Below are 19,579 nucleotides of genomic sequence, written 5' to 3' on the forward strand. Positions count from 1 at the left end.
CCTAAGGAGTGGCGTGCGCACCATCAACCGCAGGGAACTGGCACTGGCGGCGGCGCTGTCCGCCGTCGCGGGGTACGTCGATGCGGTCGCGTTCGTGCACCTCGGCGGTTACTTCGTCTCCTTCATGAGCGGTAACACCACGCAGATGTCGGCCTCGCTCGTGGACACCCTGACGGGTCCGGCGCTCAAGTGCTTGTCGATCATCCTGCTCTTCGTTGCGGGAGTGATGGCCGGAACAGTGATGCGACGGCTGACCCCTGCGGCGCATGGCCGGTCGTCGGTGATGATGTCGGTGTCGGTCACCCTCGGGGTGGCCGCGTTCTCCGGTTCGCTCTGGTCGGGTTACACGGCGTTGATGGTGGCAGCGGTCGCGATGGGCATGCTCAATTCGGTGTTCGAGAAGTCCGGCGAGGTCTCGGTCGGGCTGACCTACATGACCGGCACCCTGGTCAAGGCCGCTCAACGGCTGGTGGACGCGGCCTTCGGGGGAGAGCGTTGGGTGTGGGCACGGCACCTGCTGTTGTGGCTGGCGATGGCGGTGGGTGCGCTGATCGGTGCAGCCGTCTACCGGGGAATGGACCTGGGGTCGTTGTGGTTGCCGTTTGTGACGGTCACCTCGCTCACAGCCCTGGTCGTGTTCGTTCCCGCTGGTCAGATGAAGGCTCAGCGTTAGCAGCCCACCGTGAGCGGTTCGACCGGTCCTCCGCCGCCGGTACCTTGTCAGAGGGTGCCTCTAGCATTGCCGGGTACGCCTGCGGCGAACACCAAAGGCCGACGAAGTCGCAGCACAGACCCTGCATCGACAGTCGGCAACACCTGATTGACACGGAAAAGGACCACAGTGGCTGATCGCCTCATCGTGCGCGGAGCCCGCGAGCACAACCTGCGTGGCATCGACGTTGACCTGCCCCGCGAAAGCCTGATCGTTTTCACGGGGCTTTCCGGGTCCGGAAAATCGAGCCTGGCCTTCGACACCATCTTTGCCGAGGGCCAGCGTCGCTATGTCGAGTCGCTCTCGGCGTACGCGCGCCAGTTCCTCGGTCAGATGGACAAGCCCGACGTCGACTTCATCGAGGGACTCTCGCCCGCGGTGTCCATCGACCAGAAGTCGACCAACCGCAACCCGCGGTCCACGGTCGGCACCATCACGGAGGTCTACGACTACCTTCGTCTGCTCTACGCCCGCGCGGGCAAGGCCCACTGCCCCGAGTGTGGTTCAGCGATCGAGAAGCAGACCCCTCAGCAGATCGTCGACCAGGTGCTCGCGATGGAACAGGGCATCAAGTTCCAGGTGCTCGCGCCGGTGGTCCGCACCCGCAAGGGTGAGTTCGTCGACTTGTTCGGCACGCTCCAGACGCAAGGCTTTTCGCGGGCGAGGATCGACGGTGTCGTCTACCCGTTGACCGACCCCCCGAAGCTGAAGAAGCAGGAAAAGCACGACATCGAGGTCGTCGTCGACCGGCTCTCGGTGAAGGCCACCGCCAAGCAGCGTCTCACCGATTCGGTCGAGACCGCACTCGGGCTTGCCGATGGCGTCGTCGTGCTGGACTTCGTCGATCTGGAGGAGGACGACCCGGATCGGGAGCGTCGTTTCTCCGAGCGGATGGCCTGCCCGAACGGCCATCCGATCGCGATCGACGATCTCGAGCCACGGTCCTTCTCGTTCAACTCGCCCTACGGTGCGTGCCCGGATTGTGACGGTCTCGGGATCCGTAAGGAGGTCGACGAGGAACTCGTCGTCCCCGATGCCGATCTGTCGCTCGCAGACGGTGCCATCGCGCCGTGGTCGGGCGGTCACAACGCCGACTACTTCCTGCGTCTGCTCTCCGGTCTCGGCGACGAGATGGGCTTCGACACCAAGACCCCGTGGAAGAAGCTGCCGCTTAAGGCGCGGAAGGCGATTCTGAACGGTAGCGAGCATCAGGTGCACGTGCGGTTCCGCAACCGTTATGGCCGCACGCGTTCGTATTACACCGAGTTCGAGGGTGTGATGTCGTTCCTGCACCGGCGTATGGAGCAGACAGAGTCCGAGCAGATGAAAGACCGGTACGAGGGTTACATGCGCGACATCCCGTGCCCGGCGTGCGCCGGCGCGCGGTTGCGTCCGGAGATCCTGGCCGTCACGCTCGACCACCCCCGGTTCGGTGAGAAGTCGATCGCGGAGGTCTGTGCGCTGTCGGTGTCCGAGTGCGCCGACTACCTGTCCGACCTCAAGCTCGGCACCCGTGAGCAGGCCATCGCCGGTCGCGTGCTCAAAGAGGTGCAGTCGCGGATCACATTCCTACTCGACGTCGGTCTGGAGTACCTGTCGCTCTCGCGCGCCGCGGGGTCGCTCTCGGGCGGTGAGGCACAACGGATCCGCCTTGCCACCCAGATCGGTTCCGGCCTGGCCGGGGTGCTCTACGTCCTCGACGAGCCGTCGATCGGTCTGCACCAGCGCGACAACCGCCGGCTCATCGACACCCTCACGCGGTTGCGCAACCTGGGCAACACGCTGATCGTCGTCGAACACGACGAAGACACCATCCGGTCGGCGGACTGGATCGTCGACATCGGTCCGTACGCAGGTGAACACGGCGGTCGGGTCGTGCACAGCGGTAGCTATGAGGATCTGCTCAAGAACGAGGAATCGCTCACCGGCGCGTACCTGTCCGGACGAGAGTTCCTCGAGGTCCCCGCCATCCGCAGACCCATCGACCGCAAACGGCAACTGACCGTGGTCGGCGCGCGGGAGCACAACCTTCAGGGCATCGACGTGGTGTTCCCGCTCGGTGTGCTCACCGCGGTCACCGGGGTGTCGGGCTCGGGTAAATCGACGCTCGTGAACGACATCCTGGCCACGGTGATGGCGAACAAGCTCAACGGCGCCCGTCAGGTGCCCGGCCGGCACACCCGCATCAACGGTATGGACAACCTCGACAAGCTCGTGCGGGTCGACCAATCGCCGATCGGTCGCACCCCGCGGTCCAACCCGGCGACCTACACCGGTGTGTTCGACAAGATCCGCACCCTGTTCGCCGCGACCACCGAGGCGAAGGTGCGTGGCTACCAGCCGGGCCGGTTCTCGTTCAACGTCAAGGGCGGCCGCTGTGAGGCATGTACCGGCGAGGGCACCATCAAGATCGAGATGAACTTCCTGCCCGACGTGTACGTCCCGTGCGAGGTCTGCCACGGCGCGCGCTACAACCGCGAGACGCTGGAAGTGCACTACAAGGGCAAGACCATCTCCGAGGTCCTGGACATGCCGATCGAGGAGGCCGTCGACTTCTTCGAGGCGATCACCTCGATCCACCGGTACCTCAAAACGCTCAACGACGTCGGCCTCGGCTACGTCCGACTCGGGCAGCCTGCTCCGACCCTGTCCGGTGGCGAGGCGCAGCGCGTGAAACTGGCCGCCGAACTCCAGAAGCGGTCGACAGGACGCACCGCGTACGTGCTCGACGAGCCGACGACCGGTCTGCACTTCGAGGACATCCGCAAGCTGCTCAAGGTGATCAACGGTCTGGTCGACAAGGGCAACTCCGTGATCGTCATCGAGCACAACCTCGACGTCATCAAGACCGCCGACTGGGTCATCGACATGGGACCAGAGGGTGGATCCGGCGGCGGCACTGTTGTCGCCGAAGGCACACCCGAGGACGTTGCAGCGGTGCCGGCCAGCCACACCGGCCGCTTCTTGGCGGACATACTCACGCCCGCCGAAGCCGCGACACCCGTGAAGGCGAAACGCAAAGCTCCCGCACGAAAGGCGGTTGCGAAGCAAACTGGACGTAAGCGAGCAGTCGCCGCGAGCTGAGCCAGCCACCCGGATCGCGCACCAACTCTAGGAGCCAGTACATGGTCGACATGAAACCCCGTAGCCGCACCGTCACCGACGGCATCACCGCTGCTCCCAGTCGCGGCATGCTCCGCGCGGTCGGCATGGGCGACGAGGACTGGGACAAACCCCAGATCGGCATCGGTAGCTCGTGGAACGAGATCACCCCGTGCAACCTGTCCCTCGACCGACTCGCGCAGGCCGCCAAAGAGGGTGTGCACGCCGGTCTCGGGTACCCGCTGCAGTTCGGCACCATCTCGGTGTCCGACGGCATCTCGATGGGGCACGAGGGGATGCACTTCTCGCTGGTGTCGCGCGAGGTGATCGCCGACTCGGTCGAGACTGTGATGCAAGCCGAGCGTCTCGACGGATCGGTCCTGCTGGCCGGTTGCGACAAGTCGCTTCCGGGGATGTTGATGGCCGCCGCCCGGCTCGACCTGGCGTCGGTGTTCCTCTACGCGGGCACCATCGCGCCGGGTTGGGTCAAGCTCAGCGACGGCTCCGAACGCGACGTCACGCTGATCGACGCCTTCGAGGCAGTCGGCGCCTGCCGGGCCGGCAAGATGTCCGAGGACGACCTCGGTCGCATCGAACGTGCCATCTGTCCCGGTGAGGGTGCTTGCGGCGGGATGTACACCGCCAACACGATGGCCTCGATCGCAGAAGCGCTGGGGATGAGCCTGCCTGGCTCGGCCTCGCCGCCGGCAGCCGACCGTCGTCGTGACGCGTTCGCCCATCGCTCCGGTGAGGCGGTCGTCAACCTGATCCGTCAGGGCATCACCACCCGCGACATCATCACCAAGGCAGCGCTCGAGAACGCCATCACGATCACCATGGCACTCGGTGGTTCGACCAACGCCGTGCTGCATCTGCTGGCGATCGCGAGCGAGGCCGAGGTCGAACTGCATCTCGACGATTTCAACAAGATCGGCGACCGTACCCCGCACCTCGGCGACCTCAAACCGTTCGGCCGTTACGTCATGAACGACTTCGATCGGTACGGCGGCATCCCTGTGATCATGAAGGCGCTGCTCGATGCCGGCTTGCTGCACGGCGATGCGCTGACCGTCACCGGCAAGACCCTCGCCGAGAATCTGGGTGAGATGGACATCGCGCCGCTCGACGGCAAGGTCATCCGGGCTCTGGACAACCCCATCCACAAAACCGGGGGCATCACCGTGCTTCGTGGCTCGCTGGCGCCGGAGGGTGCGGTGGTCAAGTCAGCCGGCTTCGACGCCGATACCTTCGAGGGCCCCGCGCGGGTCTTCGAACGCGAGCAGGGTGCGCTGGCCGCACTGGCAGACGGCGTCATCAAAGCGGGCGACGTGGTGGTCATCCGCTACGAGGGCCCGAAGGGTGGTCCGGGTATGCGGGAGATGCTGGCCATCACGGGCGCGATCAAGGGTGCGGGACTGGGCAAAGACGTCCTGCTGCTGACCGACGGCCGTTTCTCCGGTGGCACGACCGGTCTGTGCATCGGTCACATCGCACCCGAGGCGTCCGACGGGGGACCGGTGGCGTTCATCCGTGACGGCGACACCATCCGGGTGGACATCGCCGGCCGCTCGCTCGATCTGCTCGTCGACGACGAGGAACTCGAGGCGCGCAAGCAGGACTGGCAACCGCTGGACCACAAATATCAGCGTGGCGTGCTCTCGAAGTACGCGAAGCTCGTCCGTTCAGCGTCGGTGGGCGCAGTCACCCACTGACCCTCCGGGACCTCCGATTTTGGTGGCTTCTGGCGAGAAAAAGCCCAGGTCGCGTTCGCCAAAAGCCACCAATTCCGGGTCAGACGGGGCCGGTCTGCTTCTCGCCGGGTCCCTGGCCGGGCTCGTCCGGGTGTGCGCTGGCCTCGCGGAACGCCAGTTGCAGGCTCTTGAGTCCGTCGCGCAGAGCCGACGCGTGGATGCCGAGATCGGGCACCGACGCCTGAATCAACCCGGCCAGTGCGGTGATCAGCTTGCGGGCTTCATCGAGGTCGAGATGCGGACTCGTCGACGGGTCGGCCTCAGACAACCCGAGTTTCTCGGCTGCCGCGCTCATCAGCATCACTGCGGACCGCGTGATCACCTCGATCGCCGGGATTTCGGCCAGGTCACGCACGTCAGGCTCGGAATTCATGTTTTCCGTCATGCCTGTTAGACTTTCATTCACGACCGCCCTGGCTCACGCCGGGGTTGCAAGTGGAGGTCACACTCCCACCGCTCGACGTCGATGCGTTCGCAAGAACCATACGAGAAGTTGAACGGTCCGGTTTTGTCGCCGGAGATACCGCACCGCGGAATATCTCCGGTGGTCTCCGAGTTGGAGGCTGTGATCGCTGTGATGCGATAGGTGACATGAACCGGTCGGTGTGGGCCCCGTCGATGACACTCATCGATCCGGGGCCTTTTCGCTGAGGATCTGTCTCACCAGTTGCGGCTGCGGTCACACTGAAAACGTCTGCCACGCAGGAACCACCTACGTACGCGGACACAAATGAGGAGGCCCCATCAGCACTGAGACTCGTATCAATGAGCGTATCCGCGTACCTGAGGTCCGGCTTGTCGGACCCAACTCGGAGCAGGTCGGCATCGTCCGTGTGGAAGATGCCCTGCGCTTGGCAATCGAGGCCGATCTCGATCTGGTCGAGGTGGCCCCGAACGCCCGCCCTCCGGTCTGCAAGATCATGGACTACGGCAAGTTCAAATACGAGGCGGCACAGAAGCAGCGCGAATCGCGTCGCAACCAGCAGATGACCGTCATCAAGGAGCAGAAGCTCCGCCCGAAGATCGACGACCACGATTACGAGACCAAAAAGGGTCACGTCATCCGCTTCCTCGAAGCCGGGTCGAAGGTCAAGGTGACGATCATGTTCCGCGGACGCGAGCAGTCGCGACCTGAGCTCGGTTACCGACTGTTGCAGCGCCTCGGCGCCGACGTCGGGGACTTCGGCTTCGTCGAGACCTCTGCCAAGCAAGACGGCCGCAACATGACCATGGTCCTGGCCCCGCACAAGGGCGCCAAGACCAAAGCGCAAGCCCAGAAAACCCACCCCCCGCAAGAGGCACATCCGCGCCCCGCACCGGGCCCGGCCGGCGAAGCGAAGCCAGACTCAGGAACGGCCCCGGCCGCTCCCACGAGCTGATCGCACTCACAGGTCGACGACACAGGAAGGCATTTCCATGCCCAAGAGCAAAACCCACAAGGGAACCGCGAAGCGTTTCAAGGTGACCGGCAGCGGCAAGATCGTGCGCCAGCGGGCGAATCGTCGCCACTTGATGGAGCACAAGCCCACCAAGCGAACCCGTCGACTCGATGGCACCGTCGTCGTTTCTGAAAAAGATGTTCCCCGCATCAAGCGGTTGCTGAACATCTGATTGCGCTTCGAACCAGTCCACCCTGCTACCGGTTCCCGGTGGCCAATTACTAAGAGGTAAATCAAGACATGGCACGCGTAAAAAGGGCAGTGAACGCCCAGAAGAAGCGTCGTTCAACCCTGGAGGCTTCCAAGGGTTACCGCGGACAGCGTTCGCGGCTCTACCGCAAGGCCAAAGAGCAGCAGCTCCACTCGCTGACCTACGCCTACCGCGACCGCCGCGCCCGCAAGGGTGAGTTCCGCAAGCTGTGGATCTCGCGGATCAACGCTGCGGCCCGGGCCAACGACATCACCTACAACCGCTTCATCCAGGGTCTGAAGATCGCTGGTGTCGAGGTCGACCGCAAGATCCTCGCCGAGATCGCCGTGAGCGATCCCGAGGCCTTCACCGGTCTGGTTGCTGTTGCCAAGAAGGCCCTGCCTTCGGACGTCAACGCTCCGGCCGCCTGATCGAGCCCGCCATAAACATCCCCGCGCCGGACGTTCTCACCGAACGTTCGGCGCGGGTTGTTTCGTATGCAAAGCTGCATCGCTCTGCAGGCCGACGTAAGGCCGGGACCTTCTTGGCCGAAGGGGCGAACGCAGTCGAGTCGGCGCTGGCCACTCGGCGCGCGCAGGTGGTGCTCGCCACCGAAGACGCCCTCTTCCGGTACCCCGAACTGATCGCAACCGCCGCGGGCGGTGGGGTCGAGGTGGTCCGAATCTCCGACGGCGCCGTCGCCAAGCTCGCCGAGACGATCACCAGCGCCGGCCTCTTCGTGGTCTGCGATCTGCTCGATGTGCCGATGGGTGCGGTATTGGAGAGCAATCCGCGACTGTTGGCGGTTCCCGTCGAGATGACCGATCCGGGTAATGCCGGGACCCTCATCAGGACGGCGGATGCCATGGGTGCCGACGCCGTCATCCTCGCCGGCGACAGCGTCGACCCCCACAACGGCAAGAGCGTGCGGTCCACCGCCGGCAGTGTGTTCCACATCCCGATCGCCCGGGAACGTGACACCGATGAGGTGCTCGCCGCGCTCAGCGCAGCCGGGGTGGCGATCTGCGCGACCGCAGGTGACGGCGAGCTGAGTCTGCCCGATGCTGCGGAAGTGCTCGCGGGCCCGACGGCCTGGCTTTTCGGGAACGAAGCCCACGGACTGTCCCCACAGGTCCTGGCCCGGGCCGATCACCGGATCTCCATTCCCATCCGCGGTCGAGCGGAGAGCCTCAACCTCGCCGCGGCGGCAGCGATCTGCCTCTATGCCAGCGCCGATGCTCGAGGCCGGGTCGACTACCCTCGAACCGGATCAAGCCCGATCCGCTGAGCCTTACTTCAGCCCAGAAGTCACATACCTTAGGAGTTACCGCAGCCGTGGCCGACGTCGACGACCAGACACTGGCGACCGCAGTTGATGCTGCCGTCGCGGCTTTCTCTGATGCCGCGACCTTGCCGGAACTCGCGGTCGCGAAGACCGAGCATCAGGGTGACAAGTCGCCCATCGCGCTCGCCCGTCGCGAGCTCGCTTCGCTGCCCAAAGAGAAGAAGGCCGAGGTCGGCAAGCTGGTCAACGTTGCCCGAGGTCAGGTGCAGAAGGCGTACGACGAGCGACTCGCGGCACTGACCGCCGAGCGTGATGCCGCAGTGCTGATTGCCGAGGCCATCGATGTCACGCTGCCCACCTCCCGCCGCCCGATCGGTGCGCGCCATCCGATCACGGTGATCGGTGATCAGGTCGCCGACGTCTTCGTCGGGATGGGCTGGGAGATCGCCGAGGGCCCCGAGGTGGAGACCGAGCATTTCAATTTCGATGCACTGAACTTCCTGCCCGATCATCCCGCCCGGTCCATGCAGGACACCTTCTACATCGCGCCGCCGGAGTCGCGGCAGGTGCTGCGCACGCACACCTCACCGGTGCAGGTACGCGCGATGCTGTCGCGCGAGTTGCCGATCTACGTCGCGTGTCCCGGACGTACGTTCCGGACCGATGAGCTCGATGCCACCCATACGCCGGTCTTCCATCAGGTGGAGGGCCTCGCGGTGGACAAGGGCCTGACGATGGCCCATCTGCGGGGCACCCTCGACCACTTCGCGAAGGCGCTCTTCGGTCCGGAGACCGTCACGCGGATGCGACCGAGCTATTTCCCGTTCACCGAACCGTCGGCCGAGGTCGACGTCTGGTTCACCGGCAAAAAAGGTGGGGCCGGCTGGGTCGAGTGGGGCGGCTGCGGCATGGTCCACCCGAACGTGTTGCGGGCCAGCGGTATCGACCCCGAGGTCTATTCCGGATTCGCTTTCGGGATGGGGCTCGAGCGCACCCTGCAGTTTCGCAACGACCTGCCGGACATGCGCGACATGGTCGAGGGCGACATCCGCTTCACCGTGCCTTTCGGTCCGGGTGCCTGAGCGTTCACCAAGCCTGAGTCCGCAGAACAAACGAAAGAGCTGAGTTTCCAGTGCAACTAGCGCAGTCGTGGCTGACCGAGATCCTGCAACACGGCACACCCGGCTGGACAAAGCCGTCGGCAGAAATCGATGACGCCTTCGTGCGGGTCGGATTCGAGATCGAAGAGATCACGCCGTTGCCGGTCATCACCGGACCGTTGGTCGTCGGCCGCGTCGAGCACATCGAGCAGCTCACCGAGTTCAAGAAGCCGATCCGGTTCTGCCAGGTCGACGTGGGTGAATCCGAACCCCGCGGAATCGTCTGCGGTGCACAGAACTTCACCGAAGGTGACCTGATCGTTGCAGCGTTGCCCGGTAGCGTCCTGCCCGGTGACTTCGCGATCGCCGCACGCAAGACGTACGGGAAGACCTCCGACGGCATGATCTGTTCGGTGTCCGAGATGGGGATCGGCAACGATCACAGTGGGATCCTGGTCCTGCCGCCCGACATCGCAGCGCCAGGCACCGACGCTCGCGAGGTGCTCGGGCTCGACGACACGGTCATCGACGTCAACGTCACTCCTGACCGGGGCTATGCGTTCTCCGCACGTGGACTGTCGCGCGAACTGGCCTGTAGCTTCGACCTGCCGTTCGTCGATCCGGCGACGGCGCCATCGATCCGGACCAGCGTCGGCGATGCCGGGTGGCGCGTTCACCTCGACCCCGAGTCGGGCGCGACTCGTTACTGCGCCCTCGTGGTGCGCGGCATCGATCCGTCGGCGCCAAGTCCTTGGTGGATGACGAAGCGGCTCATGCTGTCCGGAGTTCGGCCGATCTCGGCGGCGGTCGACATCACCAACTACGTGATGCTCGAGCTGGGTCAGCCGTTGCATGCGTTCGATGCGGACAAGGTTTCCGGCGACGTCCGGGTTCGCCGTGCGAACGCGGGGGAGAAGCTGACGACACTCGACGGTGCCACGCGCACGCTCGATCCGGAAGATGTCGTCATCACCGACGACAGTGGTCCGATTGCTCTCGCCGGGGTGATGGGCGGCGCCGCGACAGAAATCGGTACACAGAGCGCGGACGTGTTGCTCGAGGCCGCGACCTTCGACCCGGTCGCGGTGTTCCGTACCGCCAAACGGCACCGATTGACCAGCGAGGCGAGCAAACGATTCGAGCGGGTCGTCGACCCGAAGGTGACCGACGTCGCAGTGCTGCGCGCCGCCCAGCTGCTCGTCGAGATCTGCGGGGGCACCGTCGAATCGACCTACACAGACGCGGGGTCGGTACCACCGCCCGCAACGGTGTTGATGGCAGAGCGGGCACCGTCGGCGACGGCCGGGATCGACTATCCGGTCGGCGTCGCCCAGCAGCGGCTGGTCCAGGTCGGCGCGTCCGTCGAGGCCGCAGGCGACATGCTCACCGTGACCCCGCCGAGCTGGCGTCCCGACCTACGGCAGAGCGCCGATCTCGTCGAAGAGGTGCTGCGACTCGAGGGCTACGAGAACATCCCCGTCCGGCTGCCGTCGGCGCCGGGTGGTCGCGGTCTGGCCCCACGCCAGATACGGCGCCGCAGCGTCGGTCGCAGCCTGGCGCTGTCCGGATATGTCGAGGTCCTGCCGTACCCGTTCATGCCCGCTGGTGTGTTCGACCTGTGGAACCTGCCCGCGGATGACCCACGCCGCGCGGCGGTCACGGTGCTCAACCCTCTCGAGACCGATCGGCCGGAGCTGAACACGACGCTGCTGCCGGGATTGCTCGAGATGGTCGGCCGCAATCTGGCTCGTGGGCAACGCGATCTATCGATGTACACCATCGGGCAGGTGGTACTCGGAGGCGGCAACGTGCGTCCGGTCCCGCAGTTGCCGGTGGACCGTCGGCCGTCCGCGGATCAAATAGCCGAATTGGTGGAATCGCTTCCCGCGCAACCGCTGCACGTCGCTGCAGTACTGACCGGGCTACGGGAGCCGGCCGGGCCCTGGGGCAAGGGCCGTGCCGCCGACACCACCGACATCTTCGACGCCGTCTCCATCATCGGGCAGGCCGCGGGCGTCGAACTCCGGCTGCAGTCGGCTGGAGAACTGCCGTGGCACCCGGGCCGATGCGCCCAGATCCTCGCCGGTGACACCGTCGTCGGCTGGGCAGGTGAACTGCATCCGGCGGTATTGGAGAAGTCGCATCTGCCCGCGCGTTCGCTGGCCCTGGAGATCGATCTCAATGCCGTCCCGGTGAACTCAGAACTCGTGTCTCCGCGGATCTCGCCGTACCCGCCTGTGCTGCAGGACCTCGCGGTGGTCGTCGATGCCGAGGTGGCCGCCGAAGACGTCCGATCCGCACTGCGTGAGGGAGCGGGGGACCTGCTCGAGAGCATCGGTCTGTTCGACGTCTTCACCGGTGAACAGGTCGGAAAGGGACGCAAGTCGCTCACCTTCTCGCTGCGCTTCCGTGCGTCGGACCGCACTCTCACGGAGGACGAGGCCACTGCCGCCCGCGACGCCGCCCTGGCGAGAGCGACGTCGGTGGTCGGAGCTCAGATGCGCGGCTGAGCGTCTGCGGTACCGGCGTGATCGCGCATGTCGCCTCCCGATGATGTGCTGTTCTGGCGAACAAATGCCCAGGTCGGGTTCGCCAAAGGGGCCCACTATCGGGGGTCAGGGGGTCGTGCGGCGCAGGGTCGCGGAGCCGAGACCGAGCGCGAGTGCTGAGAAGGCGACCACCACAGCAAGATCTCGCCACATTGCGGCTGTCGCGGCCGGATGTTCCGCGACCTGCTGCAGGGCGTCGACGGCATAGGTGAGCGGCAGGACGTTGCTGATCCACTCGAGCCAGTTCGCCATCTGATCACGTGCGACGAACAGGCCGCACAGCAGGATCTGCGGTATGACGACCACGGGAATGAACTGGACGGCCTGGAACTCGGTACGGGCGAAAGCCGAGAAGAACAACCCCAGTGCGACACCGAGGACGGCGGCCAGGACCGCTATCAGTACCACCCAGAGTGGATTGCCCGCAGTGTCGAGATCGAGCACCCAGAACGCCAGCGCGCTCGCGAGGGCCGCTTGGGTGGCCGCGGCGAGGGAGAATGCCGCGCCGTAGCCGGCGAGGAGATCCAGTTTGCCGAGCGGCGTCGTGAGAAGCCGCTCGAGCGTACCCGAGGTTCGCTCGCGAACCATCGCGATGGAAGTGGTGATGAACATCAGGACAAAGGGCAGCAGGCCGAGCATGGTCAGGCCCACCGTGTCGAACATCGTGGTCCCCGGCCGGGGACCGGGCTGCGGGTCGAACATGAAGTACAGCAACACCATCAGCACGCACGGCACCACCAGGATCATCGCGACCGTGCGACGATCGTCGAGAAGCTGGCGCAGAATTCGGACCGTCGTCGACCAGAAGACACCGACGTGCATCAGGCGACCTCTTCGGTGATGAGTTGCAGGAAGGCCTTTTCGAGGTTGTCCTGCGCGGTGCGAGCACGCAGTTCGGCGGGCGTCAGTGCAGCCAGGATCAGACCCTCGCGCATGAGAATCAGGTTGTCGCACCGATCTGCCTCGTCCATCACATGACTCGAGACCAACAGTGTGGTGCCGTGCGCGGCGAGATCGTGAAACCGGTTCCACAGGTCCTCTCGAAGCAGGGGGTCGAGGCCTACCGTCGGCTCATCCAGAATGAGGAGATCAGGCGAGCCGACCAGCGCGCAGGCGATCGACACCCGGCTACGTTGACCGCCTGAGAGGTCGAGTGTCTTGCGGCCTTCGAGTGCTGTCAGACCCACGGCGTCGAGGGCATCGCCCACACCGGCCCGGTTGCCATACAGATCGGCGAAGTATCGGATGTTCTGCCCGACCGTCAGATCCGTGTAGACCGATGGAGCCTGGGTGACGTAGCCGACCGAGCGACGTAGCGCCGTGTCGCCGGCGGGCCGGCCGAGCACGGTCACCGAACCCGAGCTGATGCGTTGGGTTCCCACGATGGACCTCATGAGTGTCGTCTTGCCGCACCCGGAAGGACCGAGGAGTCCCGTGATCGAACCGGCCGGAACCAGGAGGTCGAGACCGTGCAACACCGCGGTGCCTCCCCGGCGGACCGTCAATGCGTCGACGACGATCGCAGCTGAAGCTGTCATCGACAATTAATACCGCGAAGCGTCGGTGGACGTCTGGAGTAGCGATCAGGACCCCGAAAATGAATGAACTTGCGACCGGGTGCATAATGAAACACATGATCGTGTCAGTGGCAGTCGCCGGCGCCAGCGGGTACGCAGGGGGAGAAATTCTCCGCCTGCTGCTCGGCCACCCCAAGTTCGCCAGCGGCGAATTGCGTATCGGAGCGTTGACCGCGGGGTCCAACGCCGGATCGCTACTGGGTGCCCATCATCCCCACCTGCTTCCACTCGCGGAAAGGGAACTCGAGGAGACGACCACCGACGTCCTCTCGGGGCACGATGTGGTCTTCCTCGGACTACCGCATGGTAGCTCCGGGCCGGTGGCCGACGCCTTGCCGCCCGCCACCCTCGTCATCGACTGCGGTGCTGACTTCCGCCTGCAGGAGAGCGCGGAGTGGGAGAAGTACTACGGCGGGACCCACGCCGGAACTTGGCCGTACGGCCTGCCCGAGTTGCCCGGTAATCGGGAGGTCCTGTCAGGGGCCGCGCGGATCGCGGTTCCGGGCTGCTATCCCACGGTCAGCACGCTGGCCCTGCTTCCCGCGGTTGCCGCGGGCATCGTCAGCCCTGCGATCACCATCGTCGCGGTCAGTGGCGCCTCAGGTGCCGGTCGGTCCCCGAAGGTGGATCTGCTGGCAGCGGAGGTGATCGGTTCGGCCAGGGCGTACGGGGTCGGAGGTATGCACCGGCACACGCCCGAGATCATCCAGAACCTCTCGGCAGTGGCGAACAGCCCCGTCAACGTGTCGTTCACCCCGGTGCTGGCGCCGATGGCCCGCGGGATTCTCGCGACGTGCACCGCCCCGACCACGGTGACCACAGCGGAAGCTCGCGCAGTATACGAAAAGGCCTATGCCGACGAGCCTTTCGTGACCCTGCTGCCCGAAGGGCGACTGCCTGCCACCGGATCGGTGATCGGCTCCAATGCGATCCAGCTCAGCGTCGCCGTCGACGAACGGTCCGGGACCCTGATCGCGGTGGGTGCCATGGACAACCTGACGAAAGGCACGGGCGGCGGCGCCGTGCAGTCGATGAACCTGGCCCTGGGCTGGGGAGAAACCGAAGGCCTGAGCACTGTGGGAGTGGCGCCGTGAGCGAGCAGAAGGAAGACGTGGCGGCGAACTGGCGTGAGGTTGCAGACGGGCACCGGATGACGCATCTGCAGGGCGTCACCGCGCCGCTGGGATTTCGGGCGGCCGGTATCGCCGCGGGCATCAAGGCCAGCGGAAAAGCTGACCTGGCACTGGTGTTCAACGAAGGACCCGAGTATGCGGCGGCGGGAGTCTTCACCGCGAACAAGGTCAAGGCGGCGCCTGTGCTGTGGAGTCAGCAGGTGCTGACCACCGGACGCCTGCGCGCCGTCGTGCTCAACTCCGGCGGTGCGAACGCCTGCACCGGCCCCGGTGGGTTCCAGGACACCCACGCCACGGCGGAAGCTCTCGCGGCGGCGATCAGCGATTGGGGCACCGAAACCGGTGCACTCGAAGTCGCGGTCTGCTCGACAGGCTTGATCGGCGACCGGCTTCCCATGGACAAGGTCCTCGCCGGGGTGACCGAGATCGTTCACGAGATGGGCGGCGGGATGTCGGGCGGCACCGATGCGGCGCACGCGATCATGACCACCGACACCGTGCCGAAACAGTCGGCTTTTCACCACACCGCAGGGTGGAACGTCGGCGGGATGGCCAAAGGTGCCGGAATGATGGCGCCATCGCTGGCGACGATGCTCAGCGTGATCACCACGGACGCGGCGGTGACCGCCGACCAACTCGATCATGCCCTGCGTGCCGCGACGTCGCTGACGTTCGACCGGCTCGACGTCGACGGGTCCTGTTCGACCAACGACACCGTCCTGCTGCTGAGCTCGGGCGCCAGCGAGGTGACGCCGAGTCAGGACGAGCTGAACGAGGCCGTCCGGCTGGTGTGCGATGACCTTGCGACGCAACTGCAGGCCGACGCCGAGGGTGTGACCAAACGTGTCGTCGTGACCGTGACCGGTGCGACCTCGAACACCGATGCGCTCGCGGCAGCGCGGACGATTGCGCGGGACAGCCTGGTCAAGACCGCGTTGTTCGGCTCCGACCCCAACTGGGGTCGCGTTCTCGCGGCAGTCGGAATGGCTCCGGTCGAACTCGATCCCGACCGGATCTCCGTACGTTTCAACGGCTATCCGGTCTGCGAGAACGGGACCGGGGTCCCCGGTGCCCGTGACGCCGACCTGTCGGGCGTCGACATCGACCTCACCGTCGACCTCGGAATCGGTTCCGGCACGGCGTTCATCCGGACCACGGACCTGTCGCACGCGTATGTCGAAGAGAACTCGGCCTACTCGTCATGAGTGAACCGGCAACACTGACCGCGCTCGAGAAAGCGCACGTCCTGGCCGAGGCACTCCCGTGGCTGAAACGCTTCTCCGGCAAGGTGATCGTCGTCAAGTACGGCGGTAACGCCATGATCGATGACGAACTCAAGGCCGCTTTCGCCGAGGACATGGTTTTCCTGCGTACCTGCGGGATCCACCCGGTGGTCGTTCACGGAGGTGGTCCCCAGATATCGGCGATGCTGAAACGTCTGGACATGACCGGTGAGTTCCGTGGCGGCTTCCGCGTGACCACGCCCGAGGTGATGGATGTCGTACGCATGGTGCTCTTCGGCCAGGTCGGGCGTGAACTCGTCGGCCTCATCAACGCACACGGTCCCTACGCAGTGGGCATCTCGGGCGAGGACGCGCACCTGTTCACCGCCACCCGTCGTTCGGTACTGGTAGACGGCGAGGCCACCGACATCGGACTGGTCGGAGATGTCACCACCGTCAATCCGGCTGCGGTCACCGACCTGATCGCCGCCGGCCGCATCCCGGTCGTGTCGACGATCGCCCCCGACGCCGACGGCGTCGTCCACAACATCAACGCCGACACCGCGGCCGCGGCGCTGGCGCAGGCACTCGGCGCCGAGAAGCTGGTGATGCTCACCGACGTCGAAGGTCTCTACACCGACTGGCCGGACCGCGGGTCGCTCGTCTCCGAGATCGGTACCACCGCGCTGGCCGAGCTGTTGCCCCGACTCGACGCCGGCATGGTGCCGAAAATGGAGGCATGTCTGCGAGCAGTCGCGGGTGGCGTCCGACGAGCGCACGTGATCGATGGCCGCACAAAGCATTCGACACTGCTCGAGCTCTTCACCACCGAGGGCAACGGAACGATGGTCGTACCGGATTCCGACCAGATCATTCCCGGCGCCTACGGCGAGAAACCCCCGATCGAGGAACAATCATGACCAACCCGACAGACCCGACGACCATCATGCAGGACCGGTGGACATCGTCTTTGATGAACAACTACGGCACCCCCAAGGTGGCGTTGCGCTCGGGATCAGGTGCGGTGCTGACGGGTGTCGACGGGCGCGAGTACCTCGACCTACTCGGTGGTATTGCCGTCAACATCCTCGGACACGGCAACCAGGCGATCATCGATGCCGTCACCCAGCAGCTCTCCACCCTCGGGCACACCTCGAACATGTATCTCAACGAGCCCTCGATCGCACTCGCGGAGGCATTGTTGTCGCGGTGGGGGGTGCCGGGCCGGGTGTTCTTCTGCAACTCCGGGGCCGAGGCCAACGAGGCGGCCTTCAAGATCGCGCGCCGCACGGGGCGGCCGGAGATCATCGCCGCCGAGCAAGCCTTCCACGGCCGGACGATGGGTGCCCTGGCGCTGACCGGGCAGCCCGCGAAGCGCACGCCGTTCGAACCGCTGCCTGCCGGCGTGCGGCACGTTCCTTACGGCGACATCGACGCGATGGCAGCGGTGATCGGCCCGCAGACCGCCGCGGTGATCCTCGAGCCGATCATGGGGGAGGGCGGCGTTGTCACCCCGCCCGCGGACTACCTCGCCGCGGTCCGCAGGCTCACCACCGCCCACGGTGCGTTGTTCATCCTCGATGAGGTGCAGACCGGGATCGCCCGTACCGGAACGTTTTACGCGCATCAGGCGGCAGGCATCACCCCGGACGTGATGACGCTGGCCAAGGGCCTCGGTGGCGGATTGCCCATCGGTGCAGTGCTGGCCACGGGCCCTGCGGCGGATCTGCTCGAACCCGGCCAGCACGGCACGACGTTCGGTGGGAACCCGGTGTGTGCCTCGGCGGCGCTCGCGGTCATCGAGCAGGTCGACACGCTCGGGTTGGCCGATCACGCCGCGAAGCTCGGTAAACACATCACGTCCTCGATCGAGGATCTCGACCATCCGTTGATCTCGCAAACCAGGGGATCGGGGCTACTCCTCGGGATCGTCCTGACCGAGGCGATCGCGGCGGCGACCGAGGCGGCGGCGCGCGAGCGGGGCTTCCTCATCAACGCACCCGCCCCCGACGTCCTGCGGCTGGCGCCGCCGCTGATCCTCACCGAGGAACAAGCGACCGGATTCATCGAGGCGTTGCCCGCCATCCTCGATGCCGCGAAGCAGGCGATCTCATGACCCGTCATTTCCTCCGCGACGACGATCTGTCCCCGGACGAGTTGACCCGCGTGCTCGAGCTGGCAGCGCAATGCAAACGGGATCCCTTCGGGCACAAGCCGCTTGCCGGCCCGAAAGGCGTCGGGGTCATCTTCGACAAGAACTCCACCCGCACGCGGTTCTCCTTCGAGGTGGGTATCGCCCAACTCGGCGGACACGCCGTTGTCGTCGACGGCAAGGCCACCCAGTTGGGCCGCGAGGAAACCCTGGCCGACACCGGCCGGGTGCTGTCGCGGTATGTGGAGGCAGTCGTGTGGCGGACCTACGGTCAGGACCGCCTCGAAGAGATGTCGTCGGCCGCCACCATCCCGGTGGTCAACGCGTTGTCCGACGATTTCCATCCGTGCCAGATCCTCGCCGATCTGCAGACCATCGCCGAACACAAAGGCGCGCTCGAAGGCCTGACCCTGACCTACCTCGGCGACGGTGCCAACAACATGGCGCATTCGCTGATGCTCGGTGGGGTCAATGCCGGAATGCATGTCCGGATCAGTGCGCCCGAGGGATTCACGCCCGACGACGTCTTCGTCGGGTATGCGCGGGATCGGGCGGAGCTGACCGGCGGTAGCGTCCAGATCGTCGGCGATCCAAGTGAAGCCGCCGCTGGGGCTGACGTGCTGGTCACCGACACGTGGACGTCGATGGGGCAGGAGGGCGACGGTAAGGACCGCGTGGCCCCGTTCCGGCCCTATCAGATCAATGCCGAGTTGGTTGCGCTCGCCGATCCCGAGGCCATCGTGATGCACTGCCTGCCTGCGCATCGCGGTGAGGAGATCACCGACGAGGTCCTCGACGGGCCGCGCAGCGTGGTCTACGACGAGGCGGAGAACCGCTTGCACGCGCAGAAGGCGATCCTCATCTGGCTTCTGGAACAACAATGACCACCAGGGCCGGACGGCAGGCTCGGATCATCGCATTGCTGGCCGGCCGGCAGGTGCACAGCCAGACGCAACTGCAGGGCCTGCTGGCCGATGACGGAGTGGAAGCCACCCAGGCGACCCTGTCCCGAGATCTCGATGAGCTGGGTGCGGTGAAGTTGCGAGCCCCGGACGGTGGCACGGGCATCTACGTCATCCCGGAAGACGGTTCTCCGGTGCGGGGGGTGACCGGGGGCACCGACAGGCTGTCCAAGCTGCTCACCGAGTTGCTCGTCTCCGTCGATTCGAGCGGCTCCATGGCGGTACTCCGGACACCACCGGGTGCGGCGCACTATCTGGCCAGTGCGCTGGACCGGGCCAGCCTGCCGGACGTTGTCGGCACCATCGCCGGGGACGACACCCTGTTCGTGTTGGCACGCGAACCTGTGACGGGTGCAGACCTTGCCGTGAGGTTAGAGGCGCTGGCATGAGATTCTGACCGTCAA

18 protein-coding genes are annotated in these 19,579 nt (G+C 65.6%); 15 read left to right on the top strand and 3 right to left on the bottom strand.

What is annotated here, in order from left to right; translation table 11 throughout:
* Window positions 1-37 precede the first annotated feature (37 nt).
* The 3 genes from DFR67_RS16865 to ilvD all read left to right on the top strand — a co-directional run bounded on the left by DFR67_RS16865 (window position 38) and on the right by ilvD (window position 5,526).
* Window positions 38-673, top strand: a complete 636-nt coding sequence (locus tag DFR67_RS16865; protein ID WP_425451293.1) for a YoaK family protein — start codon at window positions 38-40, stop codon at window positions 671-673.
* A gap of 168 nt (window positions 674-841) precedes the next feature.
* Window positions 842-3,796: an excinuclease ABC subunit UvrA gene (gene uvrA / locus DFR67_RS16870; protein WP_110470643.1), complete on the top strand. Its 2,955-nt coding sequence runs from the start codon at window positions 842-844 to the stop codon at window positions 3,794-3,796.
* Window positions 3,797-3,837: 41 nt separating this feature from the next.
* A complete protein-coding gene (gene ilvD / locus DFR67_RS16875) occupies window positions 3,838-5,526 on the top strand; it encodes a dihydroxy-acid dehydratase (RefSeq protein ID WP_110470644.1) in 1,689 nt (562 codons plus the stop codon).
* Window positions 5,527-5,605: 79 nt separating this feature from the next.
* Here ilvD and DFR67_RS16880 read toward each other — a convergent pair whose 3' ends face one another.
* Window positions 5,606-5,950, bottom strand: a complete 345-nt coding sequence (locus tag DFR67_RS16880; RefSeq protein ID WP_110470645.1) for a DUF1844 domain-containing protein — start codon at window positions 5,948-5,950, stop codon at window positions 5,606-5,608.
* A 358-nt stretch (window positions 5,951-6,308) separates the two neighbouring features.
* On the opposite strand from DFR67_RS16880, the gene infC reads away from it, so the two are divergent.
* The 6 genes from infC to pheT all read left to right on the top strand — a co-directional run bounded on the left by infC (window position 6,309) and on the right by pheT (window position 12,089).
* Complete coding sequence (infC, locus tag DFR67_RS16885) at window positions 6,309-6,944, top strand: translation initiation factor IF-3 (protein ID WP_084892196.1); 636 nt, start codon at window positions 6,309-6,311, stop codon at window positions 6,942-6,944.
* A gap of 37 nt (window positions 6,945-6,981) precedes the next feature.
* Window positions 6,982-7,176 carry a 50S ribosomal protein L35 gene (gene rpmI, locus DFR67_RS16890; protein WP_084835834.1) on the top strand — a complete coding sequence of 65 codons (195 nt, stop codon included), beginning with the start codon at window positions 6,982-6,984 and terminating at the stop codon, window positions 7,174-7,176.
* Between the two features lie 68 nt (window positions 7,177-7,244).
* Window positions 7,245-7,625, top strand: a complete 381-nt coding sequence (gene rplT / locus DFR67_RS16895) for a 50S ribosomal protein L20 (RefSeq protein WP_084835833.1) — start codon at window positions 7,245-7,247, stop codon at window positions 7,623-7,625.
* 17 nt (window positions 7,626-7,642) lie between these two features.
* Window positions 7,643-8,482 (top strand): TrmH family RNA methyltransferase, encoded by an 840-nt coding sequence (locus DFR67_RS16900; protein ID WP_110470701.1) that lies wholly within the window; start codon window positions 7,643-7,645, stop codon window positions 8,480-8,482.
* A gap of 47 nt (window positions 8,483-8,529) precedes the next feature.
* On the top strand, window positions 8,530-9,561 hold the full coding sequence (gene pheS / locus DFR67_RS16905) for a phenylalanine--tRNA ligase subunit alpha (protein WP_110470646.1): 1,032 nt from the start codon (window positions 8,530-8,532) through the stop codon (window positions 9,559-9,561).
* Window positions 9,562-9,611: 50 nt separating this feature from the next.
* The gene (gene pheT / locus DFR67_RS16910) at window positions 9,612-12,089 is read left to right on the top strand and encodes a phenylalanine--tRNA ligase subunit beta (RefSeq protein WP_110470647.1); all 2,478 of its coding nucleotides are present in this window, start codon (window positions 9,612-9,614) and stop codon (window positions 12,087-12,089) included.
* A 105-nt stretch (window positions 12,090-12,194) separates the two neighbouring features.
* On the opposite strand, the gene DFR67_RS16915 is transcribed toward pheT, so the two are convergent.
* Window positions 12,195-12,950, bottom strand: coding sequence for an ABC transporter permease (locus DFR67_RS16915; protein ID WP_110470648.1), 756 nt, complete (start codon window positions 12,948-12,950; stop codon window positions 12,195-12,197).
* Window positions 12,950-13,666: an ABC transporter ATP-binding protein gene (locus DFR67_RS16920; protein WP_110470649.1), complete on the bottom strand. Its 717-nt coding sequence runs from the start codon at window positions 13,664-13,666 to the stop codon at window positions 12,950-12,952. The genes DFR67_RS16915 and DFR67_RS16920 overlap by 1 nt, the downstream gene beginning before the upstream one ends.
* A gap of 95 nt (window positions 13,667-13,761) precedes the next feature.
* Here DFR67_RS16920 and argC point away from each other — a divergent pair, with 95 nt between their 5' ends.
* The 6 genes from argC to DFR67_RS16950 are packed head-to-tail and all read left to right on the top strand — an operon-like array spanning window position 13,762 to window position 19,564.
* Complete coding sequence (gene argC / locus DFR67_RS16925) at window positions 13,762-14,799, top strand: N-acetyl-gamma-glutamyl-phosphate reductase (protein ID WP_110470702.1); 1,038 nt, start codon at window positions 13,762-13,764, stop codon at window positions 14,797-14,799.
* A gap of 56 nt (window positions 14,800-14,855) precedes the next feature.
* A complete protein-coding gene (argJ, locus tag DFR67_RS16930; RefSeq protein WP_110470703.1) occupies window positions 14,856-16,043 on the top strand; it encodes a bifunctional glutamate N-acetyltransferase/amino-acid acetyltransferase ArgJ in 1,188 nt (395 codons plus the stop codon).
* A complete protein-coding gene (gene argB / locus DFR67_RS16935; RefSeq protein WP_110470650.1) occupies window positions 16,040-16,981 on the top strand; it encodes an acetylglutamate kinase in 942 nt (313 codons plus the stop codon). Before argJ ends, argB begins: the two co-directional genes overlap by 4 nt.
* Complete coding sequence (locus tag DFR67_RS16940; protein WP_110470651.1) at window positions 16,978-18,177, top strand: acetylornithine transaminase; 1,200 nt, start codon at window positions 16,978-16,980, stop codon at window positions 18,175-18,177. The genes argB and DFR67_RS16940 overlap by 4 nt, the downstream gene beginning before the upstream one ends.
* The gene (gene argF, locus DFR67_RS16945) at window positions 18,174-19,097 is read left to right on the top strand and encodes an ornithine carbamoyltransferase (protein ID WP_110470652.1); all 924 of its coding nucleotides are present in this window, start codon (window positions 18,174-18,176) and stop codon (window positions 19,095-19,097) included. The genes DFR67_RS16940 and argF overlap by 4 nt, the downstream gene beginning before the upstream one ends.
* On the top strand, window positions 19,094-19,564 hold the full coding sequence (locus tag DFR67_RS16950; protein ID WP_110470653.1) for an arginine repressor: 471 nt from the start codon (window positions 19,094-19,096) through the stop codon (window positions 19,562-19,564). Before argF ends, DFR67_RS16950 begins: the two co-directional genes overlap by 4 nt.
* The last annotated feature ends 15 nt before the right edge of the window (window positions 19,565-19,579 follow it).

Source organism: Williamsia limnetica, from assembly GCF_003217475.1.
GTDB classification, from domain to species: domain Bacteria; phylum Actinomycetota; class Actinomycetes; order Mycobacteriales; family Mycobacteriaceae; genus Williamsia; species Williamsia limnetica.

Excerpts from the sequence above, each read along its gene's own strand:
- DFR67_RS16940 (WP_110470651.1), top strand. The coding sequence starts at position 16,978 with ATGACCAACCCGACAGACCCGACGACCATCATGCAGGACCGGTGGACA.
- argC (WP_110470702.1), top strand. The coding sequence starts at position 13,762 with ATGATCGTGTCAGTGGCAGTCGCCGGCGCCAGCGGGTACGCAGGGGGA.
- argB (WP_110470650.1), top strand. The coding sequence starts at position 16,040 with ATGAGTGAACCGGCAACACTGACCGCGCTCGAGAAAGCGCACGTCCTG.
- ilvD (WP_110470644.1), top strand. The coding sequence starts at position 3,838 with ATGGTCGACATGAAACCCCGTAGCCGCACCGTCACCGACGGCATCACC.
- rplT (WP_084835833.1), top strand. The coding sequence starts at position 7,245 with ATGGCACGCGTAAAAAGGGCAGTGAACGCCCAGAAGAAGCGTCGTTCA.
- DFR67_RS16920 (WP_110470649.1), bottom strand. The coding sequence starts at position 13,666 with ATGACAGCTTCAGCTGCGATCGTCGTCGACGCATTGACGGTCCGCCGG.
- argJ (WP_110470703.1), top strand. The coding sequence starts at position 14,856 with ATGACGCATCTGCAGGGCGTCACCGCGCCGCTGGGATTTCGGGCGGCC.
- DFR67_RS16915 (WP_110470648.1), bottom strand. The coding sequence starts at position 12,950 with ATGCACGTCGGTGTCTTCTGGTCGACGACGGTCCGAATTCTGCGCCAG.
- rpmI (WP_084835834.1), top strand. The coding sequence starts at position 6,982 with ATGCCCAAGAGCAAAACCCACAAGGGAACCGCGAAGCGTTTCAAGGTG.
- DFR67_RS16950 (WP_110470653.1), top strand. The coding sequence starts at position 19,094 with ATGACCACCAGGGCCGGACGGCAGGCTCGGATCATCGCATTGCTGGCC.
- DFR67_RS16880 (WP_110470645.1), bottom strand. The coding sequence starts at position 5,950 with ATGACGGAAAACATGAATTCCGAGCCTGACGTGCGTGACCTGGCCGAA.
- argF (WP_110470652.1), top strand. The coding sequence starts at position 18,174 with ATGACCCGTCATTTCCTCCGCGACGACGATCTGTCCCCGGACGAGTTG.